This window comes from Pseudomonas alkylphenolica (assembly GCF_016009175.1).
In the GTDB taxonomy this organism is placed as follows: Bacteria; Pseudomonadota; Gammaproteobacteria; order Pseudomonadales; family Pseudomonadaceae; genus Aquipseudomonas; species Aquipseudomonas alkylphenolica_B.
In genome coordinates this window covers 147968-167747 of the sequence record NZ_JADUCM010000005.1, presented here as the reverse complement: position 1 = coordinate 167747, position 19780 = coordinate 147968, and the positions used below count along the sequence as shown (strand labels likewise).

The 19780-nt window shown below is 61.2% G+C and carries 18 protein-coding genes and 1 pseudogene; 16 read left to right on the top strand and 3 right to left on the bottom strand.

Features of this window, described 5'->3' with window-relative positions; translation table 11 throughout:
* The first annotated feature begins 101 nt into the window (after positions 1-101).
* Entirely contained in the window at positions 102-953 is an 852-nt protein-coding gene (gene motA / locus I5S59_RS07730; RefSeq protein ID WP_128321559.1) for a flagellar motor stator protein MotA, read from the top strand.
* Between the two features lie 3 nt (positions 954-956).
* A complete protein-coding gene (motB, locus tag I5S59_RS07725) occupies positions 957-1970 on the top strand; it encodes a flagellar motor protein MotB (protein WP_197876103.1) in 1014 nt (337 codons plus the stop codon).
* A 66-nt stretch (positions 1971-2036) separates the two neighbouring features.
* Here the strand turns inward: motB and I5S59_RS07720 are convergent, their stop codons facing one another.
* Positions 2037-2579, bottom strand: coding sequence for a toll/interleukin-1 receptor domain-containing protein (locus tag I5S59_RS07720; RefSeq protein ID WP_232239627.1), 543 nt, complete (start codon positions 2577-2579; stop codon positions 2037-2039).
* A gap of 203 nt (positions 2580-2782) precedes the next feature.
* Complete coding sequence (rsgA, locus tag I5S59_RS07715) at positions 2783-3814, bottom strand: small ribosomal subunit biogenesis GTPase RsgA (RefSeq protein WP_128321557.1); 1032 nt, start codon at positions 3812-3814, stop codon at positions 2783-2785.
* A gap of 91 nt (positions 3815-3905) precedes the next feature.
* On the opposite strand from rsgA, the gene orn reads away from it, so the two are divergent.
* The gene (gene orn / locus I5S59_RS07710; RefSeq protein ID WP_197876102.1) at positions 3906-4448 is read left to right on the top strand and encodes an oligoribonuclease; all 543 of its coding nucleotides are present in this window, start codon (positions 3906-3908) and stop codon (positions 4446-4448) included.
* A 100-nt stretch (positions 4449-4548) separates the two neighbouring features.
* Complete coding sequence (locus tag I5S59_RS07705) at positions 4549-5160, top strand: trimeric intracellular cation channel family protein (protein ID WP_028945669.1); 612 nt, start codon at positions 4549-4551, stop codon at positions 5158-5160.
* 74 nt (positions 5161-5234) lie between these two features.
* Here I5S59_RS07705 and queG read toward each other — a convergent pair whose 3' ends face one another.
* Positions 5235-6305: a tRNA epoxyqueuosine(34) reductase QueG gene (gene queG / locus I5S59_RS07700; protein ID WP_197876101.1), complete on the bottom strand. Its 1071-nt coding sequence runs from the start codon at positions 6303-6305 to the stop codon at positions 5235-5237.
* A gap of 63 nt (positions 6306-6368) precedes the next feature.
* Between queG and I5S59_RS07695 the strand changes: the two genes are divergently transcribed.
* From I5S59_RS07695 to I5S59_RS26710, 12 genes and pseudogenes are all read left to right on the top strand, one after another.
* Positions 6369-7229 (top strand): NAD(P)H-hydrate dehydratase, encoded by an 861-nt coding sequence (locus tag I5S59_RS07695; protein WP_197876100.1) that lies wholly within the window; start codon positions 6369-6371, stop codon positions 7227-7229.
* Positions 7217-7687, top strand: coding sequence for a tRNA (adenosine(37)-N6)-threonylcarbamoyltransferase complex ATPase subunit type 1 TsaE (gene tsaE, locus I5S59_RS07690; RefSeq protein WP_197876099.1), 471 nt, complete (start codon positions 7217-7219; stop codon positions 7685-7687). Before I5S59_RS07695 ends, tsaE begins: the two co-directional genes overlap by 13 nt.
* A 3-nt stretch (positions 7688-7690) precedes the next feature.
* Positions 7691-9115, top strand: a complete 1425-nt coding sequence (locus I5S59_RS07685) for an N-acetylmuramoyl-L-alanine amidase (protein ID WP_197876098.1) — start codon at positions 7691-7693, stop codon at positions 9113-9115.
* A complete protein-coding gene (mutL, locus tag I5S59_RS07680) occupies positions 9112-11019 on the top strand; it encodes a DNA mismatch repair endonuclease MutL (RefSeq protein ID WP_197876097.1) in 1908 nt (635 codons plus the stop codon). Before I5S59_RS07685 ends, mutL begins: the two co-directional genes overlap by 4 nt.
* Before the next feature lies 1 nt (position 11020).
* Entirely contained in the window at positions 11021-11992 is a 972-nt protein-coding gene (gene miaA / locus I5S59_RS07675) for a tRNA (adenosine(37)-N6)-dimethylallyltransferase MiaA (RefSeq protein ID WP_197876096.1), read from the top strand.
* 95 nt (positions 11993-12087) lie between these two features.
* Positions 12088-12348, top strand: a complete 261-nt coding sequence (hfq, locus tag I5S59_RS07670; RefSeq protein ID WP_028945676.1) for an RNA chaperone Hfq — start codon at positions 12088-12090, stop codon at positions 12346-12348.
* A 12-nt stretch (positions 12349-12360) separates the two neighbouring features.
* Positions 12361-13662, top strand: coding sequence for a ribosome rescue GTPase HflX (gene hflX / locus I5S59_RS07665; RefSeq protein ID WP_128321549.1), 1302 nt, complete (start codon positions 12361-12363; stop codon positions 13660-13662).
* 96 nt (positions 13663-13758) lie between these two features.
* Positions 13759-14922 (top strand): FtsH protease activity modulator HflK, encoded by a 1164-nt coding sequence (hflK, locus tag I5S59_RS07660; protein WP_128321548.1) that lies wholly within the window; start codon positions 13759-13761, stop codon positions 14920-14922.
* Entirely contained in the window at positions 14922-15788 is an 867-nt protein-coding gene (gene hflC / locus I5S59_RS07655) for a protease modulator HflC (RefSeq protein WP_128321547.1), read from the top strand. Before hflK ends, hflC begins: the two co-directional genes overlap by 1 nt.
* 278 nt (positions 15789-16066) lie before the next feature.
* Entirely contained in the window at positions 16067-17254 is a 1188-nt protein-coding gene (locus I5S59_RS07650; RefSeq protein WP_197876095.1) for an ATP phosphoribosyltransferase regulatory subunit, read from the top strand.
* 54 nt (positions 17255-17308) lie between these two features.
* Positions 17309-18598: an adenylosuccinate synthase gene (locus tag I5S59_RS07645; protein ID WP_128321545.1), complete on the top strand. Its 1290-nt coding sequence runs from the start codon at positions 17309-17311 to the stop codon at positions 18596-18598.
* A 111-nt stretch (positions 18599-18709) separates the two neighbouring features.
* Positions 18710-19765 (top strand): annotated as a pseudogene (locus I5S59_RS26710) (methyl-accepting chemotaxis protein); the annotation flags it as partial.
* Positions 19766-19780 lie beyond the last annotated feature (15 nt).

Genomic DNA, 19780 nt, shown 5'->3' with positions numbered 1-19780 from the left:
TTGACTGACTATAGTCTGGCGCAGTTCTGCCGATAAGTAGAAGAAGAGTTTTATTAACTTCCGCTCACGACCCTGACCACGACAGTAAGTGCTTTCTATCTATGGCTAAAATTATCGGCATCATCGTCGTATTCGCGAGTGTGCTCGGCGGATATGTTTTGTCCCACGGTAAAATTGCAGCACTGATCCAGCCCTTTGAGGTGCTGATTATCGGTGGTGCGGCCTTCGGTGCGTTCCTGCAGGCGAACCCTGGTTACATGACCATGCATGTAATCAAGAAGTCGCTGAAAATGTTTGGCACGCGCTTTACCCACACCTTCTATATCGAGGTGCTGGGGCTGGTCTACGAGATCCTCAACAAGAGCCGGCGCGAAGGCATGATGGCGATCGAAGCCGATATCGAAGACGCCGCTGCCAGCCCGATCTTTGCCAAATACCCCGCCGTGCTGGGCGATGAGCGCATGACCGCATTTATCTGTGACTACCTGCGCATCATGTCCACCGGCAACATGGCGCCGCATGAGCTCGAAGGGCTGTTCGACATGGAATTGCTGAGCATGAAAGAAGAGCTCGAGCACCCTTCCCATGCGGTCACCGGCATTGCCGACGGCATGCCAGGCTTCGGTATCGTCGCGGCGGTACTGGGTATCGTGGTGACCATGGCGTCGCTGGGCGATGGCGACCAGAAGTCCATCGGCTTGCATGTGGGTGCGGCGCTGGTCGGTACCTTCTTCGGTATTCTCGCGGCCTACGGCTTCTTCGGCCCGCTGGCCACAGCCCTGCGTCAGGACGCCAGGGAAGAACTCAACGTCTACGAAGCCATCAAGGCTTCGCTGGTGGCTTCGGCCTCCGGCATGCCGCCGTCGCTGGCTGTGGAATTTGGTCGCAAGGTGCTGTTCCCGGCCCACCGTCCAAGCTTTGCCGAGCTGGAACAAGCAGTTCGCGGACGCTAAGTCATGGAAAACAATCAGCCCATTATCGTCAAACGCGTCAAGCGCTTTGGCGACGGCCACCACGGTGGTGCCTGGAAGATCGCCTTCGCCGACTTTGCCACGGCGATGATGGCGTTCTTTCTGGTGCTGTGGCTGCTGTCGACGGCAACGCCTGAGCAGAAGATTGCCATTGCCGGTTACTTCAAAGACCCGATCGGCTTTTCCGAGAGCGGTACGCCCTACATCATTGACCTGGGCGGTTCGCCGCAGTTGGCGCCGGAAAAGACCATCAACCCGGAAGTAAAGTCCGAGCCGACGCCGGATACCAGCATCCAGCTGGATCAGGACAAGGTTGAAAGCATGGCCGAACAAGTCGAGCGCGAGCGCCTCGAACTGCTCCTGCAAGAGCTGCAGAACAAGGTCGAAGAAAACCCGCAATTGCAGAAGTTCAAGGACCAGATCCTCTTCGAGATTACCCAGGATGGCCTGCGTATCCAGATCATGGATGCCGAGAACCGGCCAATGTTCGACCTGGGCAGCGCGCGTCTGCAGCCTTACTTCGAAGACATCCTGCTGGCCATGGCCGATACCATCAAGGCGGTACCGAACAAGATCAGTATCAGCGGTCATACCGATGCCAAGCCTTACGCCGGTACCGGTGACTTCGGTAACTGGGAGCTGTCGGCGAACCGCGCCAACGCAGCGCGGCGCGCACTGGTTGCCGGTGGCTACCCGGATTCCCAGGTGGCACGTGTAGTGGGATATGCCTCGTCGTCGCTGTTTGACCGGGCCAACCCGTTGAACCCGGTCAACCGGCGTATCGATATCATTGTGCTGACCAAAAAGGCCCAGCGCAGCATCGAAGGCGAGCAACCCCAGCCAACCGCGCCCGAGGGTGCGCCGGCCGGTAGCGCTGCGCCAGCTCCTGCGCCGGCAGCGCCGCCGACTGAACCAGAGCCGATGCAGCCGCGTGAGCTGCGCCAGAAGCTGAACATCTTCGAAGACGGTGTATTGAAGATGGATGAGCCCAAGCAGTAAACGCGGCAGTAATAACAACGCCCGCCCGGAGTGATCCCGGCGGGCGTTGTGCTTTATGCGTGAGCCTCAGAAACCGCGGCGGATTTTTGCCTTCAGGTCGGCATGGAAGAAGTTTGCATTGATGCGGTTGGTGGCGTCTGCGTCAGTCCCCGTCAGGGTGATTGAGCGCCTGAAGGTTTGTTCATCGTGGTAGGCGAGCACGAACAGGTCGATATGTTCACGGGCACGCATGATCGGCCACTTCTCCAGGTAATCAGGAAGCGGGCTTTCCCCGCATTGCAGCAGCGACACCCGGCGGTTGTGCTGGGTGGCGGCGCCGATCTGAAACGGTATCCACCAGTTGTCTGCATTTTCCTGGGAGAGGACGGCGATCAGGTGCGTGCAATTGCTGATGCTGTGGCACAACAGTTCACTGATTGTGTCGGTGCTTTGCTCGGCATTGCCATCGAACAGGTCCAGGCGGGTGGTGATGCCTTCGAGCTTGAGGCGCTCGTTGATGATGAAGGCATCCAGGCGGTCCTGGTGGCGGTAGCTGATCACAACGGGTATCGCGGGTGCGCTCGCTGCGGCAACGTTTATGCGATTGGTACGTAAGGTGTGCGTTGTCATTGTTGATTCCTTTCATACTCGTGGCATTGAGGTGGTTCGTTTCCGTAGTGGCGAACCTGAAAGGTGACAATCCGTTAAACCTGTAGGGGTAACAAGGGACCACTTGAAATAAGGAATCGCCCTGCATGGCAGGGTAATGTTTCCTGCAGACAGGTCCTACAGAGCGAATGCGTGAGGCCCGTTGCGGGCCTCACTGGCAACCTTCAGTAACTGTCCTGCGGCAAGCTGGCGATGATCGAGCGGTAGCTGTTCATCCGCTGCTGCTGGACGCGACCGTCTTCCAGCGCCTTGAGCAGGGCGCAGCCCGGTTCGCGGTCATGCTTGCAGTCACGGAAGCGGCAGGTGCCGAGCAGGTCGCTGAACTCGATGAAGCCCGCCTCGACATCGGCACGGCTGACATGGCCGAGGCCGAATTCACGAATACCGGGGGAGTCGATCAGCTCGCCGCCGCCGGGGAAGTGATACAGCCGTGCGGTCGTGGTGGTGTGAGTGCCTTGGCCAGACCACTCGGACAGGTCGCCAACCCGCGTCTGGACCTCGGGCAGCAGGCTGTTGACCAGCGACGATTTACCGACACCGGACTGGCCGACAAACACACTGATATGGCCATCCAGGCGTGCCTGCAGTTGCTGCATGCCGTCACCATGGTGCGCCGAGACTTCCAGCAACGGGTAACCCAGCTGCCGGTATACCGCCAGCAGGGCGTTGAGCGCCGGTGCGTTCTGCTCGTTGATCAGGTCGGCCTTGTTCAACAGCAGCAGGGGACGAATACCGGCGTGCTCGGCAGCGACCAGGTAGCGGTCGATCAGGTTGGCATGGGGCTCGGGAGCTGGCGCGAAGACAATCACGATCAGGTCGACGTTGGCGGCCACCGGCTTGAGCTGGCCGCGGCTGTCCGGCCGGCACAGCTCGGTGCTGCGCGGCATTTGCGCAACGATCACGCCGATGCCCTGGTTGCCGGCACGCCAGACGACCTTGTCACCGGTGACCAGTGCGGGCAGGTTGGCACGCAGGTGGCAGCGGAACACTTGGCCGGCCACATCGCCGTCCTGGGCTTCGACTTCGACCTGCACGCCAAAGTGGGCGATCACCAGGCCGAGTTGTTCCGGGCCCAGGTCACCGCCTTCGAGCTCCTTCAGGGTCTGTTGTTCGCGTTTGGCGGCGCGGGCAGCGCGTTCACCCTGGATTTTTTCGATCCGCCAGTTTTGGCGGCGATTGAGCTGGCGTTTGGCCATGAAAGTTCCGTGTGCGGCAAGCATTATTAAACGGCGAGGAGTTTAGCACGCTCCACTAGGCTAAACTGCGCACCTACCGAGGAGCAGAATCATGCAGAACCCACAAAACCTGATCTGGATCGACCTGGAAATGACCGGTCTGGATCCGGATCACGACGTCATCATCGAAATGGCCACCATTGTCACCGACAGCGACCTCAATACCCTGGCCGAAGGCCCGGTGATCGCTATCCACCACAGTGACGAGGTGCTGGCGCGCATGGATGAGTGGAATACCCGCACCCACGGAGCCTCCGGCCTGACCCAGCGGGTCAAGGACAGCACGGTCAGCATGGCTGAAGCCGAGGCCCAGACCATCGCCTTCCTTGAGCAATGGGTACCCAAAGGTAAGTCGCCGATCTGTGGCAACAGCATCTGCCAGGATCGCCGGTTCCTCTACCGTCACATGCGTGGCCTGGAAAACTACTTCCACTACCGCAACCTGGATGTCTCGACCCTGAAAGAGCTGGCGGCACGCTGGGCACCTGAAGTGCGTGACAGTTTCAAGAAAGGCGGTACCCACCTGGCGCTGGACGACATTCGTGAATCGATCAACGAGTTGCGTCACTACCGCGAGCATTTCATCAAGTTCTGATGACGTCACCGCACGGTAAGCGCAACACGCCGTGCGGCGCCCCCTTTTGGTGCCTTTGGCAACTGGGTAGACTGCGCGCCCTTTTGCACGGATCTGCGCCATGTTGTTGATGCTCTACCTGATTGCAATCACTGCTGAAGCCATGACGGGCGCGCTGTCGGCTGGCCGGCGCGGCATGGACTGGTTTGGCGTGGTGCTGATTGCCTGCATCACCGCGCTGGGGGGCGGGTCGGTGCGTGACGTGCTGCTAGGCCACTACCCGCTGACCTGGGTCAAACACCCGGAATACCTGGTGTTGACCAGCTTTGCCGCGCTGATGACCATCTTCATTGCACCCTTGATGCGCCACCTGCGCTCACTGTTTCTGGTGCTCGATGCATTGGGTCTCGTCGCCTTTACCCTGATTGGCTGCATGACCGCGCTGGAAATGGGTCAGGGTATGCTGGTGGCCTCTATCAGCGGGGTGATCACCGGTGTGTTTGGCGGCATCTTGCGGGACATTTTCTGTAACGATATTCCGCTGATCTTCCGTCGCGAGCTGTATGCCAGCGTTTCCTTTGCGGCCGCCTGGTTCTATCTGGGGTGTGTGTACTTCAAGGTACCGGGTGAACAGGCCATCCTGCTGACCTTGTTTGGTGGTTTTCTGCTGCGTTTGCTGGCCATTCGGTTTCACTGGGAAATGCCGAAGTTCCATTACAACGATGAGCATTGATTGAGCACCACTGCTGGCCGGCTGTTGCACCTTTGTTGCAGGAACTGGCTAGCCAGCGATGGGCGCGCCGAGAATCAGCGGCCACTGCGCAGGGCATGCTGCTTCAGCGCCCATTCCACGTGCTCGCGTACCAGCTCCGACGGATAGTCCACGCGCGCTTTGAGGGCCTCGAGCACCGGGATGGTCGAAGGCGCATTGCCCAGGCCGACCGCCAGGTTGCGTAGCCAGCGTTCATACCCCGCACGGCGCAGCGGTGAGCCTTCGGTACGGTCGAGAAAGGTCTTCTCGTCCCACATGAACAGCTCCGCCAGGCCCGCGCTGTCCAGCGCATGGCGAGGTTTGAAGTCATTTTCGGCCGTGGGTTTGGCGAACCGGTTCCACGGGCAGACGATCTGGCAATCGTCGCAGCCGAACACCCGGTTGCCGATCAGGGCGCGCAGTTCTTCGGGAATCGCGCTTTTAAGCTCGATCGTCAGGTACGAAATGCAGCGCCGGGCGTCGAGCACATAAGGACCGACAAAGGCCTGGGTCGGGCAAATGTCCAGGCAGGCGCTGCAACGACCGCAATGCTCGCTGACCTGGGGAGGGTCGACCGGCAGCGGCAGGTCAACGAACAACTCGGCTAGAAAGAAGTAGCTGCCAGCTTTGCGGTTGAGCAGCAGGGTGTTCTTGCCGATCCAGCCGAGTCCTGCCTGTTCGGCGATGGCTTTTTCAAGCACCGGTGCGCTGTCGACGAAGGCGCGAAAGCCAAACGGACCGATTTCTTTCTGGATGCGCTCGGCCAGGTGCTGGACGCGCTTGCGCACCAGCTTGTGATAGTCACGACCCAGCGCATAGCGCGAGATATAGGCTTTTTCCGGCTGGGCCAGTTGCTGGGCCATGCGCGTGTCGCCCGGCAGGTAGTCCATGCGCAGCGACACCACACGCAAGGTGCCGGGTACCAGCTGGTCGGGGTGCGAACGTTTACTGCCATGCGCCCCCATGTAGTCCATTTCACCGTGATAGCCGGCTTGCAGCCAGCGCTCGAGGTGCTGTTCATGCTCGGCCAGATCCACACCGGCGATGCCGACATGGGCAAAGCCGAGTTCATTGCCCCACGCCTTGATGGAATGGGCCAGTGCGGGAAGATCGGGAATGGCAGGCATGGGAATTAAGGCAACACAGACTCAGGTGCGTATAATTCTGCCAGACATCGGAGCCTTTGACCCATGCCGCAGACCAAACACCCGCTAAACCCGGCGATTACGCTCTCCAGTATCAACCTGGCAACGCTGGCACCCCGCGCATTTTCCGCCCAGAAAGGTGATTTCGGTCATGTGCTGGTGATCGGTGGCGACCACGGTACTGGCGGCGCAGTGCTGCTCAGTGCGCAGGCGGCGTTGCGTTGTGGCGCCGGTCTGGTGTCGTTGGCCACCCGCAGTGAGCATGTTCCGGCTAGCCTTGCACGCTTGCCGGAAGTCATGACCCTGGGCGTGCACTCGGCCAATCAGTTGATGACACCGATCGAGCGTGCCTCGGTGATCGTGGTCGGTCCGGGCCTGGGCCAGGCCGCCTGGGGGCGCAGCCTGCTATCGGCGGTGGCCAGTGCCAAGGTGCCGCAGGTATGGGACGCCGACGCGTTGAACCTGCTGGCGCGTGAGCCGCTGGCACTGCCGGCAACCAGTATTCTGACCCCACACCCCGGCGAGGCTGCCCGGCTGCTGGGGATTTCCACCGAAGCCGTGCAGGCCGATCGCCCTGGTGCTGCGCGCAAACTGGCACGCAAATACGCGGTCGTATGTGTGCTCAAGGGCGCCGGAACCCTGGTGGCCGACCCGTCGGGGCAGCTGGCGCGCTGCACGCGTGGGCATCCGGCGATGGCTGGTGCCGGTCTGGGCGATGTGCTCAGTGGGGTGCTCGGGGCACTGCTGGCCCAAGGCATGTCGAACTGGGATGCCGCCTGCCTGGGGGTGTGGCTGCATGCCTGCGCCGGCGAGCGGCTGGGGCTCGAGGGTCGGGGACTGGCGGCCAGCGACCTGGTCCCGGTGATTCGTCAATTATTGGAGGAGCATTCAGCGTGTCAGGTGTAACCCTGTTTTTGGCCGACGAAGAGGCCATGGTCCGTTTCGGCAACCGTATCGCCGAGGTGACCAAAGGTCACGGCGTGATATTTCTTGAAGGCGACCTGGGCGCAGGCAAAACCACCTTGTCGCGCGGCATAATTCGTGGCCTGGGGCATGTTGGTGCGGTTAAGAGTCCTACATTTACCGTGGTAGAGCCCTACGAGATCGGTGACATCCGCGCCTTTCACTTTGACCTTTATCGCCTCGTTGATCCGGAAGAGCTGGAGTTCCTCGGCATCCGCGACTACTTCGAAGATGACGCCCTGTGTTTGTTCGAATGGCCCCAAAAGGGGGCGGGTGTTTTGCCAAAGCCCGACCTGACCATTACCATAAGCCCCCAGGCGGGCGGTCGTTCGCTCAACCTGTCGCCGCAGGGGGCACGTGGCGAAGCCTGGTGTGCCGCTCTGGCCTTGGAATTCAAATAGAAAATGGGGATAGGTATGCGCTTTCGCGCACTGGTTGCAGTCGTAGGATTGCTGCTTACGGCGGTAACTGTTGACGCTCTGGCCGTCACGCAAGTCAAGAGTGTGCGTTTGTGGCGAGCACCGGATAACACACGGCTGGTGTTCGACCTTTCCGGGCCCGTGCAGCACAGCGTGTTTACCCTGACCGCCCCGGATCGCCTGGTTATCGATATCAATGGTGCAACCCTGGCTGCGCCGTTGTCGGTGTCGACCGCCAATACCCCCATTACCAGTGTACGCTCGGCCCAGCGCACGCCGACCGACCTGCGTGTCGTCGTCGACCTGAGCAAGTCCGTCACGCCCAAGAGCTTTACCCTGGCGCCGAACGCCCAATACGGCAATCGCCTGGTGGTCGACCTCTATGACCAGGCGTCCGATGCCGTCGCCCCGCCGCCAACACCGCCGGTCGCTACCACGCCAGCCGTGCCGGTGACGCCTGCGCAGCCGGCAATCAAGTTGACCCCGGTGCCGAACGGCAAGCGCGACATCGTGATCGCCATCGACGCCGGTCATGGTGGTGAAGACCCGGGTGCATCGGGTTCCAAAGGGCAGCATGAAAAAGATATCGTACTGTCGATCGCCAAAGAGCTGCAGCGCCAGATCAACAGCGAGAAGGGCTTTCGTGCCGAACTGACGCGTACCGGTGACTACTTCATTCCGTTGCGCAAACGCACTGAAATCGCCCGCAAGAAGGGCGCCGACCTGTTTATCTCGATTCACGCCGACGCCGCACCGTCCAAAGCGGCATTCGGTGCGTCGGTGTTTGCCTTGTCCGATCGCGGCGCGACCTCGGAAACTGCCCGCTGGCTGGCAGACAGTGAAAACCGCTCCGACCTGATCGGTGGGGCCGGTAACGTCAGCCTCGATGACAAGGACCGCATGCTTGCCGGTGTGCTGCTCGACCTGTCGATGACCGCATCGTTGAGTTCGAGCCTGAACGTCGGGCAGAAAGTGCTGGGCAACATGGGCCGGGTTACGCCGCTGCACAAGCGTCGCGTCGAGCAGGCCGGCTTCATGGTGCTCAAGTCGCCGGACATCCCGTCGATCCTCGTCGAAACCGGGTTTATTTCCAACGCCAACGAGGCGGCCAAGCTGGCCACGCCGAGCCATCAGCAGTCGCTGGCCCGCTCGATCCATAGCGGTGTACGTCAGTTCTTCCAGCAGAATCCGCCACCCGGTACCTACATCGCGTTCCTGCGGGATAGTGGAAAGATCGCCCAGGGACCGCGGGAACACAGCGTTCGCCCGGGTGAAACCCTGGCCATGATCGCCGTGCGCTACCAGGTCAGCGTGGCCAGCCTGCGCAGTGCCAACAGCCTCAAGACCGATGAGCTGAAGGTCGGGCAAAGCCTTAACATTCCCACCACTGCCCTGGCGTCCCAGCAATGACCGACAGTGCACGGATCGAACTGCTCAGCCCGCGGCTGGCGAACCAGATCGCCGCAGGCGAGGTGGTCGAGCGCCCGGCGTCGGTGATCAAGGAGTTGCTGGAAAACAGCCTGGACTCCGGTGCGCGGCGCATCGATGTGGAAGTCGAGCAGGGTGGCGTCAAGCTGTTGCGGGTGCGTGATGACGGCAGCGGTATTGCCGCCGACGACCTGCCTTTGGCCCTGGCCCGCCACGCTACCAGCAAGATCCGCGACCTCGAAGACCTGGAACGGGTGATGAGCCTGGGCTTTCGCGGGGAAGCGCTGGCCTCGATCAGCTCTGTTGCCCGGTTGACCCTGACCTCGCGCACGCGTGATGCCGAGCAGGCCTGGCAAGTGGAAACCGAAGGCCGCGACATGGCCCCGCGGGTTCAGCCTGCGGCACACCCGGTGGGTACCTCGGTGGAAGTGCGCGACCTGTTTTTCAACACGCCGGCACGTCGCAAGTTCCTCAAGACCGAAAAAACCGAATTCGATCACCTGCAGGAAGTGATCCGGCGCCTGGCGCTGGCACGCTTCGATGTCGGTTTTCACCTGCGCCACAACGGCAAGAGCATTCTCAGCCTGCACGAAGCCCACGACGATACGGCGCGAGCCCGGCGTGTGGCAGCGATCTGCGGGTCAGGCTTTCTTGAGCAGGCGTTGCCGATTGAAATCGAACGCAATGGCCTGCACCTGTGGGGGTGGGTCGGCTTGCCGACGTTCTCGCGCAGCCAGGCCGACTTGCAGTATTTCTTCGTCAACGGTCGTGCGGTGCGCGACAAGCTGGTGGCCCACGCGGTGCGCCAGGCGTATCGCGATGTGCTGTTCAATGGCCGGCACCCGACGTTCGTGCTGTTCTTTGAGGTCGATCCCACGGGTGTCGACGTCAACGTGCATCCGACCAAGCATGAAGTACGTTTTCGTGATGGCCGCATGGTTCACGACTTTTTGTATGGCACGCTGCACCGGGCCCTGGCCGACGTGCGCCCGGAAGATCAGCTGGCTGCTCCTGCTGCGACCAGCGAGATCATCCGGCCCAGCGGCATCCAGGCAGGCGAGTTTGGCCCTCAAGGCGAAATGCGCCTGGCAGCCAACCTGCTTGAGCAGCCGATGGCCGAGCCCGGCATGCGTCCCGCCGGTGCCAGCAGCGGTAGCGGTGCTGGCGGTGGATTCCAGTACCAGTACACCCCGCGCCCGGCTCAGGCTGTGCCTGCGGCCGAGGCCCAGAGTGTTTACCGTGAGTTCTTTGCGCCGCTGAACGACGCTGCGCCGACGACGCTGCCCGAGTCCCAGGGCGATATCCCGCCGCTGGGCTATGCCCTGGCGCAACTCAAGGGCATTTATATCCTTGCCGAGAATGCCGTGGGTCTGGTGCTGGTGGACATGCACGCCGCCCATGAGCGCATCATGTACGAGCGCTTGAAAGTCGCCATGGCCAGTGAAGGGCTCAGCGGCCAGCCGCTGCTGGTGCCTGAGTCCCTGGCGCTGAGCCAGCGTGAAGCCGATTGCGCCGAAGAGCACGCCGAATGGTTCCAGCGCCTGGGCTTTGAGCTTCAGCGCCTGGGGCCGGAAAGCCTGGCGATCCGGCAGATTCCGGCACTGCTCAAGCAGGCCGAGGCCAACCGCCTGGTTCAGGACGTGCTGGCCGACCTCATGGAATACGGCACCAGTGACCGCATCCAGGCGCACTTGAACGAACTGCTCGGCACCATGGCCTGCCATGGCGCGATCCGTGCCAACCGGCGCCTGGCGGTGGCAGAAATGAACGGCCTGCTGCGCGATATGGAAAATACCGAGCGCAGCGGTCAATGCAACCATGGCCGACCGACCTGGACCCAACTGGGTCTGGACGATCTGGACAAACTGTTCCTGCGCGGTCGATAAAATGAGTGGCAAACCACCCGCGATATTTCTCATGGGCCCGACCGCGGCGGGCAAGACCGACCTGGCCATAGAACTGACCAAAGTGCTGCCCTGCGAGCTGATCAGCGTCGATTCGGCGCTGGTTTATCGGGGCATGGACATCGGCACTGCCAAGCCCTCCAAAGAGATACTGGCAGCACACCCGCACCGCCTGATCGACATCCTCGATCCTGCCGAAAGCTACTCGGCGGCCGATTTTCGTCGTGATGCATTGCAGGCGATGGCCGAGATCACCGCGCGCGGCAAGATTCCGCTGCTGGTTGGCGGCACCATGTTGTATTACAAGGCGTTGCTCGAGGGCCTGGCCGACATGCCGGCGGCCGACCCGCAGGTGCGTGCCGAGCTCGAAGAAGAGGTCACCCGCCTGGGATTGCAAGGGTTGCACCAGCAATTGGCGGCGGTTGATCCGGAATCGGCGGCGAGAATTCACCCCAATGACCCCCAGCGGCTGATCCGTGCGCTGGAAGTCTACCGCGTCAGCGGCATGACTATGACAGCGCACCGTCTGCGTCAATCCGCGGAAAGTAGCGCGGCAGGCCCCTCGGGCGCGGGCCATTTGCCCTATACTGTCGCCAGCCTGGCCATTGCGCCGAACGATCGTCAGCTGTTGCACGAGCGGATTGCGCTACGATTTGGGCAAATGTTGGAACAGGGCTTCGTTGACGAGGTCCGATTGCTGCGAGCCAGAAGTGACTTGCACGCGGGACTGCCGTCTATACGGGCGGTTGGTTATCGCCAGGTCTGGGATCATCTTGATGGCAAGTTAACATCGGTTGAAATGCGGGAACGCGGCATTATTGCCACTCGCCAATTGGCGAAACGGCAATTCACCTGGTTGCGTAGTTGGGCTGACCTGCACTGGCTGGACAGCCTGGACTGCGACAATCTGTCTCGCACCTTGAAATACCTGGGATCGGTCTCCATATTGGGCTGAGTCCTTGCAATTGCCGTCTATCCTTGGGGGTGGGGCGGCTTGAGCCATCAGTTTTTTTGATTTTTTTACTATTGATCCTTACAGGAGTGCGGCATATGTCAAAAGGGCATTCGCTACAAGACCCTTACTTGAATACTTTGAGAAAAGAAAAAGTTGGGGTTTCGATCTATCTGGTTAACGGCATCAAGCTGCAGGGCACGATCGAATCCTTCGACCAATTCGTGATTCTGCTGAAAAACACCGTCAGCCAGATGGTTTACAAGCACGCTATCTCGACAGTTGTTCCTGTGCGTCCGATCCGCCTGCCAAGCGCATCCGAATCCGAGCATGGCGACGCTGAGCCAGGTAACGCCTGATAGGAGTCTGCTTTGTTCTTTGAGCGCCACGGTGGTGGTGAACGAGCGGTCCTTGTTCACTTGGAAGGTCAGAACCCTGAGGCGCGCGAAGATCCGCAGGAGTTTCGGGAGCTGGCACTGTCGGCTGGGGCCGATATTGTCGCGTTCGCCAATGTGGCGCGACATCAACCCACCGCCAAATACCTGATTGGCAGCGGCAAGGTCGAAGAATTACGCGACCTGGTCAAAGCCGAACAGGTAGATTTGGTGATTTTCAATCACACCCTCACGCCCAGTCAGGAACGAAACCTCGAGCGCGTTTTCGAGTGTCGCGTGCTTGACCGCACCGGTTTGATTCTCGACATCTTCGCCCAACGGGCGCGAACCCATGAAGGCAAGCTGCAGGTCGAACTGGCCCAGCTCGAATACATGAGTACGCGGCTGGTGCGCGGCTGGACGCACCTTGAGCGGCAAAAAGGTGGTATCGGCCTGCGTGGTCCGGGTGAAACCCAGCTGGAAACCGACCGGCGCCTGTTGCGGGTACGCCTGCGTCAGATCAAGTCGCGCCTGGAAAAGGTCCGCAGCCAGCGTGAGCAGGCTCGCCGTGGCCGCAAGCGGGCTGATATTCCGTCCGTTTCCCTGGTCGGCTATACCAACGCCGGCAAGTCCACCCTGTTCAATGCCCTGACCCAGTCCGAGGTCTACGCGGCAGACCAGTTGTTCGCCACCCTCGACCCGACCCTGCGCCGCCTTGAGCTCGACGACGTCGGGCCGATCGTGCTGGCAGACACCGTGGGCTTCATTCGTCACCTGCCGCACAAGCTGGTCGAAGCTTTTCGAGCTACGCTCGAAGAGTCGAGCAACTCTGACTTGCTGCTGCATGTGATCGATGCACACGAGCCCGATCGGATGGAACAGATCGAGCAGGTCATGGCGGTGCTGGGGGAGATTGGTGCAGAAGGCTTGCCGATCCTTGAGGTCTATAACAAACTCGACCTGCTTGAGGCTGTCGAGCCGCAGATTCAGCGCGATGCCGATGGCAAGCCGCAGCGGGTCTGGGTCTCGGCGCGTGATGGGCGTGGCCTGGAACTGGTGGGGCAGGCAATCGCCGAGCTACTGGGGGATGACCTGTTTATCGGAACCTTGCGCCTTGGGCAGCGTTTTGCCCGGTTGCGCGCGCAATTCTTTGCGTTGGGTGCGGTGCAGGGCGAAGAGCACGACGATGAAGGCAGCAGTCTTTTGGCTGTGCGAGTGTCCAGGGTCGAGTTCAATCGCCTGGTCAGTCGTGAAGGTTTGAAGCCCGCCGAGTTCATTGAGCAACACACTTTGCAATAAAAGCCCGGCGACGCGGCCGGGCAGCCGTGACAGGCATTCTGTAGCATTGGACGGCGCGCCGTGGGTGCGTCTTTGCTTTATCAGATGGAGAGCGCTATGGCTTGGAATGAGCCGGGTGGCAACTCGAACAATCAGGATCCTTGGGGCGGGCGCCGCGGTGGCGGCGACAAAAAAGGACCGCCGGATCTCGACGAGGCCTTCCGCAAGCTGCAGGACAGCCTGAACGGCATGTTTGGCAGTGGCAAGAAACGCGGCGGTGACAGCGGCATCAGCAAGGGCGGTGGTTTCGGCCTGCTCGGTGTCGGTCTCGCCGTGCTTGCGGCCATTTGGCTGTACAGCGCCGTGTATGTGGTCGACGAGCAGGAGCAGGCAGTCGTGCTGCGTTTCGGTAAATACTACGAAACCGTAGGGCCGGGCCTGAACATCTACTTCCCGCCGATCGATCGCAAGTACATGGAGAACGTCACGCGTGAGCGTGCCTACACCAAGCAGGGCCAGATGCTCACTGAAGACGAGAACATCGTCGAAGTACCACTGACCGTGCAGTACAAGATCAGCAACCTGCAGGACTTCGTGCTGAACGTGGATCAGCCAGAAGTCAGCCTGCAGCATGCGACCGACAGTGCGCTGCGCCATGTGGTGGGTTCCACCGCGATGGACAAGGTGCTGACTGAAGGCCGTGAGCAAATGGCCGTTGATATCAAGGAGCGCCTGCAGCGTTTCCTCGATACCTACCGTACCGGTATCACCGTCACCCAGGTCAACGTACAGAGCGCGGCAGCCCCGCGTGAAGTGCAGGAAGCCTTCGACGACGTGATCCGTGCCCGTGAAGACGAGCAGCGTGCCCGTAACCAGGCCGAGTCCTACGCCAATGGCGTGGTACCTGAAGCCCGCGGTCAGGCCCAGCGGATCATCGAGGACGCCAACGGTTACCGCGACGAAGTCGTCTCGCGTGCCAAGGGTGAGGCTGACCGCTTTACCAAGCTGGTTGCCGAGTACCGCAAGGCGCCGGAGGTTACCCGTCAACGTCTGTACCTGGACACCATGCAGGAAGTCTACAGCAACACCAGCAAGGTCCTGGTTTCCGGCAAGGATGGCCAGAGCAACCTGCTGTACCTGCCGTTGGACAAGATGGTTGAAGGCAGCCGTACCAGCAGTGCTCCTGTCAGCGTCCCGGCCTCGGCCAACGACGCGGCCAATCGCGCGGCGGCGGAGCTGCAACAGCAGCAATCACAGTTGCGTTCTAGGGAGAGCCGCTGATGAGCAATAAATCGCTGATCGCCCTGATCGTTGGCGTCGTGCTGGCGATCGTGGCCTGGAACAGCTTCTACATCGTGGCCCAGACCGAGCGTGCGGTACTGCTGCAATTTGGTCGTGTGGTTCAGGCCGATGTTCAGCCTGGCCTGCATGTGAAGGTTCCTTACGTCAACCAGGTGCGCAAGTTTGACGCCCGCCTGATGACCCTGGATGCCCCGACCCAGCGCTTCCTGACCCTGGAAAAGAAAGCGGTGATGGTTGACGCCTACGCCAAGTGGCGGGTCAAGGATGCCGAGCGTTTCTACACGGCGACCTCGGGCCTCAAGCAGATTGCCGACGAACGTCTGTCGCGTCGTCTGGAAAGCGGCCTGCGTGACCAGTTTGGTAAGCGTACCCTGCACGAAGTGGTCTCCGGTGAGCGCGATGCGCTGATGGCAGACATCACGGCGTCGCTGAACCGCATGGCCAGCAAGGAGCTGGGCATCGAAGTGGTCGACGTTCGCGTCAAGGCCATCGACCTGCCCAAGGAAGTAAACCGCAGCGTGTTCGAGCGTATGAGCACCGAGCGTGAACGTGAAGCCCGCGAGCACCGCGCCAAGGGTAACGAGTTGGCCGAAGGTATTCGCGCCGACGCCGACCGTCAGCGCCGTGTTCTGCTCGCAGAAGCCTATCGTGAGTCTGAAGAGACTCGCGGTGACGGTGATGCCCAGGCGGCGTCGATCTACGCCAAGGCCTATGGTCAGGACCAGGACTTCTACGCGTTCTACCGTAGCCTCAAGGCCTACCGCGAGAGCTTCGCCAACAAGAGCGATGTACTGGTGCTCGATCCGAGCAACGAGTTCTTCCGCTTCATGGACAAGGCGAAGTAATCAGGTTGCACCCCGCCGGGCGGCTAAAACGCCTGGCGGGGTGATCCTGCGAGAAAACGGGTGTATGATGCGGCAGCCGGGAAATTCCCGGCTTTTTTGCGTCTGCGAGATCGAACGGCCCTAACCCGGCATCGGTCTTCAGAGCAGCCCAAGGTATTTGAGGGTATCGGCACGGCGGTTGCGCTGGAATCAGTGCTGCGCGTAAGTGTTTGCCGGTACCTGCTTCACTCAAGGCTAGCCCGCGGGCAGGCCGCCCGGACCAAAGGGGAAATGGCGTAATGGCAACGGTAGACCGCTGGCTGCTGCCAGATGGCATCGAAGAAGTACTGCCACCTGAGGCGACGCGTATCGAGATCGCGCGTCGTCAGGTGTTGGATCTGTTCCAGAGCTGGGGTTACGAGTTCGTCGTGACCCCGCATATCGAGTACCTGGAATCGCTGCTCACCGGTGCCGGTCAGGACCTGGATCTGCGCACCTTCAAGGTCATCGACCCGCAATCGGGCCGGCTGATGGGCTTTCGCGCCGACATCACGCCGCAGGTCGCGCGCATCGATGCGCACACCCTGCGCCGTGAAGGCCCGAGCCGCCTGTGCTATGCCGGTAGCGTGCTGCACGCCTTGCCGCGTGCGCTGTCGACCTCGCGCAGCCCGATCCAGCTCGGTGCCGAGCTGTACGGCGACGCCAGCCCGGTCAGTGACGTAGAGGTCATCAGCCTGATGCTGGCCATGCTGCAACTGGCCGAGGTGCCGGACGTGCACATGGACCTCGGTCATGTCGGTATCTACCGCGGTCTGGCCCGTGCGGCCGGTCTGTCTGGTGCGGTTGAACAACAATTGTTCGATGCCCTGCAGCGCAAGGCCATCGACGAAGTCATCGAGCTGACCGCCAATCTGCCTGCCGACCTGGCCGGCATGCTGCGCTCGCTGACCGAGCTGTGCGGTGGCCGTGAAGTACTGGCCGAGGCGCGTGTGCGCCTGGGGCGTGCACCGGCTGCAGTGCTGGCGGCGCTGGATGACCTGATGTCGATCGCCGAGCGGTTGGCAGCGCGTTACCCGGAGCTGCCGCTGTATTTCGATCTGGGTGAACTGCGTGGCTACCACTACCACACCGGTGTGGTGTTTGCCGTGTTTGTCCCGGGCGTCGGTCAGTCGATCGCCCAGGGCGGTCGTTACGACGACATCGGAGCGGACTTTGGCCGGGCGCGCCCTGCCACAGGTTTCTCCACGGATTTGAAGACCCTGGTCACACTGGGGCGAGCCGAGGTTGTGTTGCCGTCTGGCGGGATCTGGATGCCCGACAACGGAGATGCAGCACTCTGGCAGTTGGTCTGCCAATTGCGCAGTGACGGTCAGCGGGTGGTTCAGGCCTTGCCTGGGCAGCCTCTGACTGCCGCCGTCGAGGCGGATTGCGATCGGCAATTGATTCAGCAAAACGGGCTTTGGCAGGTACTGCCGCTGGCCATTTGAGATTCCCCGCCGGTACGAGCCGGCGCCAAGTTTGCGCGAATGAGGACAAGTGTTATGGGTAAGAATGTCGTAGTCCTGGGCACCCAGTGGGGTGATGAGGGCAAAGGCAAGATCGTTGATCTGCTGACCGAACATGCTGCCGCCGTAGTGCGCTACCAAGGTGGCCACAACGCGGGCCACACCCTGGTGATCGACGGTGAAAAGACCGTGCTGCACCTGATCCCGTCTGGCGTGCTGCGCGAAGGCGTACAGTGCCTGATCGGCAACGGCGTGGTGGTTGCACCGGACGCGCTGCTGCGTGAGATCACCAAGCTGGAAGAGAAAGGTGTGCCGGTGCGTGAGCGTCTGCGCATCAGCCCGTCCTGCCCGCTGATTCTGTCCTTCCACGTTGCACTGGACCAGGCCCGTGAAAAGGCGCGTGGCGAGCTGAAGATCGGTACTACCGGTCGCGGCATCGGCCCGGCCTACGAAGACAAGGTTGCGCGTCGTGGCCTGCGTGTTGGCGACCTGCTCAACATGCCGCGCTTTGAAGACAAGCTGCGTGAGCTGGTGGATTACCACAACTTCATGCTGGTTGGTTATTACAAAGAGCCAGCCATTGATTTCGACAAAACCCTGGCTGAGTGCAAAGAATACGCTGAGCTGCTCAAGCCGCTCATGCTGGATGTTACTGCCGAGCTGCATGACCTGCGTCGCGCTGGCAAAGACATCATGTTCGAAGGCGCCCAAGGTTCGCTGCTGGACATCGACCACGGTACCTACCCCTACGTGACCAGTTCGAACACCACCGCTGGTGGCGTCGCTACCGGTTCGGGTGTGGGTCCTATGTTCCTGGACTACATCCTGGGCATCACCAAGGCTTACACCACGCGCGTAGGCTCGGGTCCATTCCCGACTGAGCTGTTCGACGAAGTAGGCGCACACCTGGCCAAACAGGGTCACGAGTTTGGTGCTACTACCGGCCGTGCCCGTCGTTGCGGCTGGTTTGATGCTGTTATCCTGCGTCGTGCTATCGATGTGAACAGCATCTCGGGCATCTGCCTGACCAAGCTGGACGTGCTCGACGGTCTGGAAACCATCAACATCTGCGTCGGCTACAAAGATGCAGAGGGTAATGACGTTGCCCCGACTGACGCTGACAGCTACGTGGGTCTGCAGCCTGTGTACGAAGAAGTGCCAGGTTGGAGTGAATCGACCGTGGGTGCCAAGACCCTGGAAGAGCTGCCAGCTAACGCTCGTGATTACATCAAGCGCATTGAAGCGCTGATCGGCGCGCCGATCGACATCATCTCCACCGGCCCGGACCGCAACGAGACTATCGTTCTGCGTCACCCGTTCGCCTGATCCGCGATTGATGTAAATGCAAAGGCCCCTTTATAGGGGCCTTTGTCGTTTCTGCCCGCTGTTCGGCACAACCTTTGCTGTAAGAATCGCTTCAGGGTTGCCATCACTTTAATGGCCCCAGTTGTAGAGGGTTCTTACGTGTCTGCCGTTCTCTCACTGTTACGAAGCCGCCTGCTGCGGCCTGTTTTTGTTGCGCTTGGTATCGCTCTTTTGGTGCAAATGCTGGTGGCGTTCGCGCTGACCCGAAGCACAGTGACCACCCTTGAAGCGGATCTGGGCAAACGATTGGGGGCTGACAGCCAGAAGTTGTCTGCCGAGCTTGAACAGGCCGGCCAGGAAGTCAGTGCCGGGCTCGACAGCCTGTCTGCGAGTACGCGTCAGCGCCTGACCGCCGGCCTGTCGTCACGCCTGCAGGGCGAGCAGGTGCAGTTGCGAGCGACGCTTGAGAAGAACCTCAAGGACTCGGCCAACGACATGGCCGAGCTGCTCGCCTCGGTTGCGCCCAAGGCGATGTGGGACAACGACATACCGGCATTGTCCGAGTTCTCCCGGCGCGCCCAGCGCAACCCCAACGTGCTGTTCGTGGTGTATGACGACGCTCAGGGGCAGCACCTGACGCGCTACCTGAACCGGCAAAACCCGATCAACCAGGCCCTGTTGGAAAAAGGCCGGGGCGAGCGGGCGCTGGACAAGGTGCTGGATGCTGCGCGCAACGATCCTTCGGTGTACTTCGTCGAGGCCTCGATCAGCCCGAACGGTGTCGAGATCGGCAAGGTGCTGATGGGTGTTTCCACGGCAGCGGTGGATCATGAGCTGGTGGCTCTCGACCAGCGCTTCTCGGCGTTGATTGCCAGCGGTGACCAGTTGGTGGGCGAAAGCCTGGTGGGCGCTGCGGCAGACAGCAACAAGGCCTTGCGCGCACGCTTGCAGACTGCGCAAAGCAGCGCCTCAGCCATGCAGGCCAATACCTCGCAAAGCGTGCAGGAGGCTGCGGCGACGCTGCGCTGGAACATTGGTGTGGGCCTGGCCGTTGTAGGGCTTGGTGTACTGCTGGTGGTCGCCGTGGTGCTGGGGCGGCGGGTGCTCAACAAGTTGCGCCTGCTGATTGCTGCCCTCAATGACCTGGCGGCGGGCGAGGGTGATCTGACCAGGCGGGTGCCCATCGACAGCCGCGACGAGATC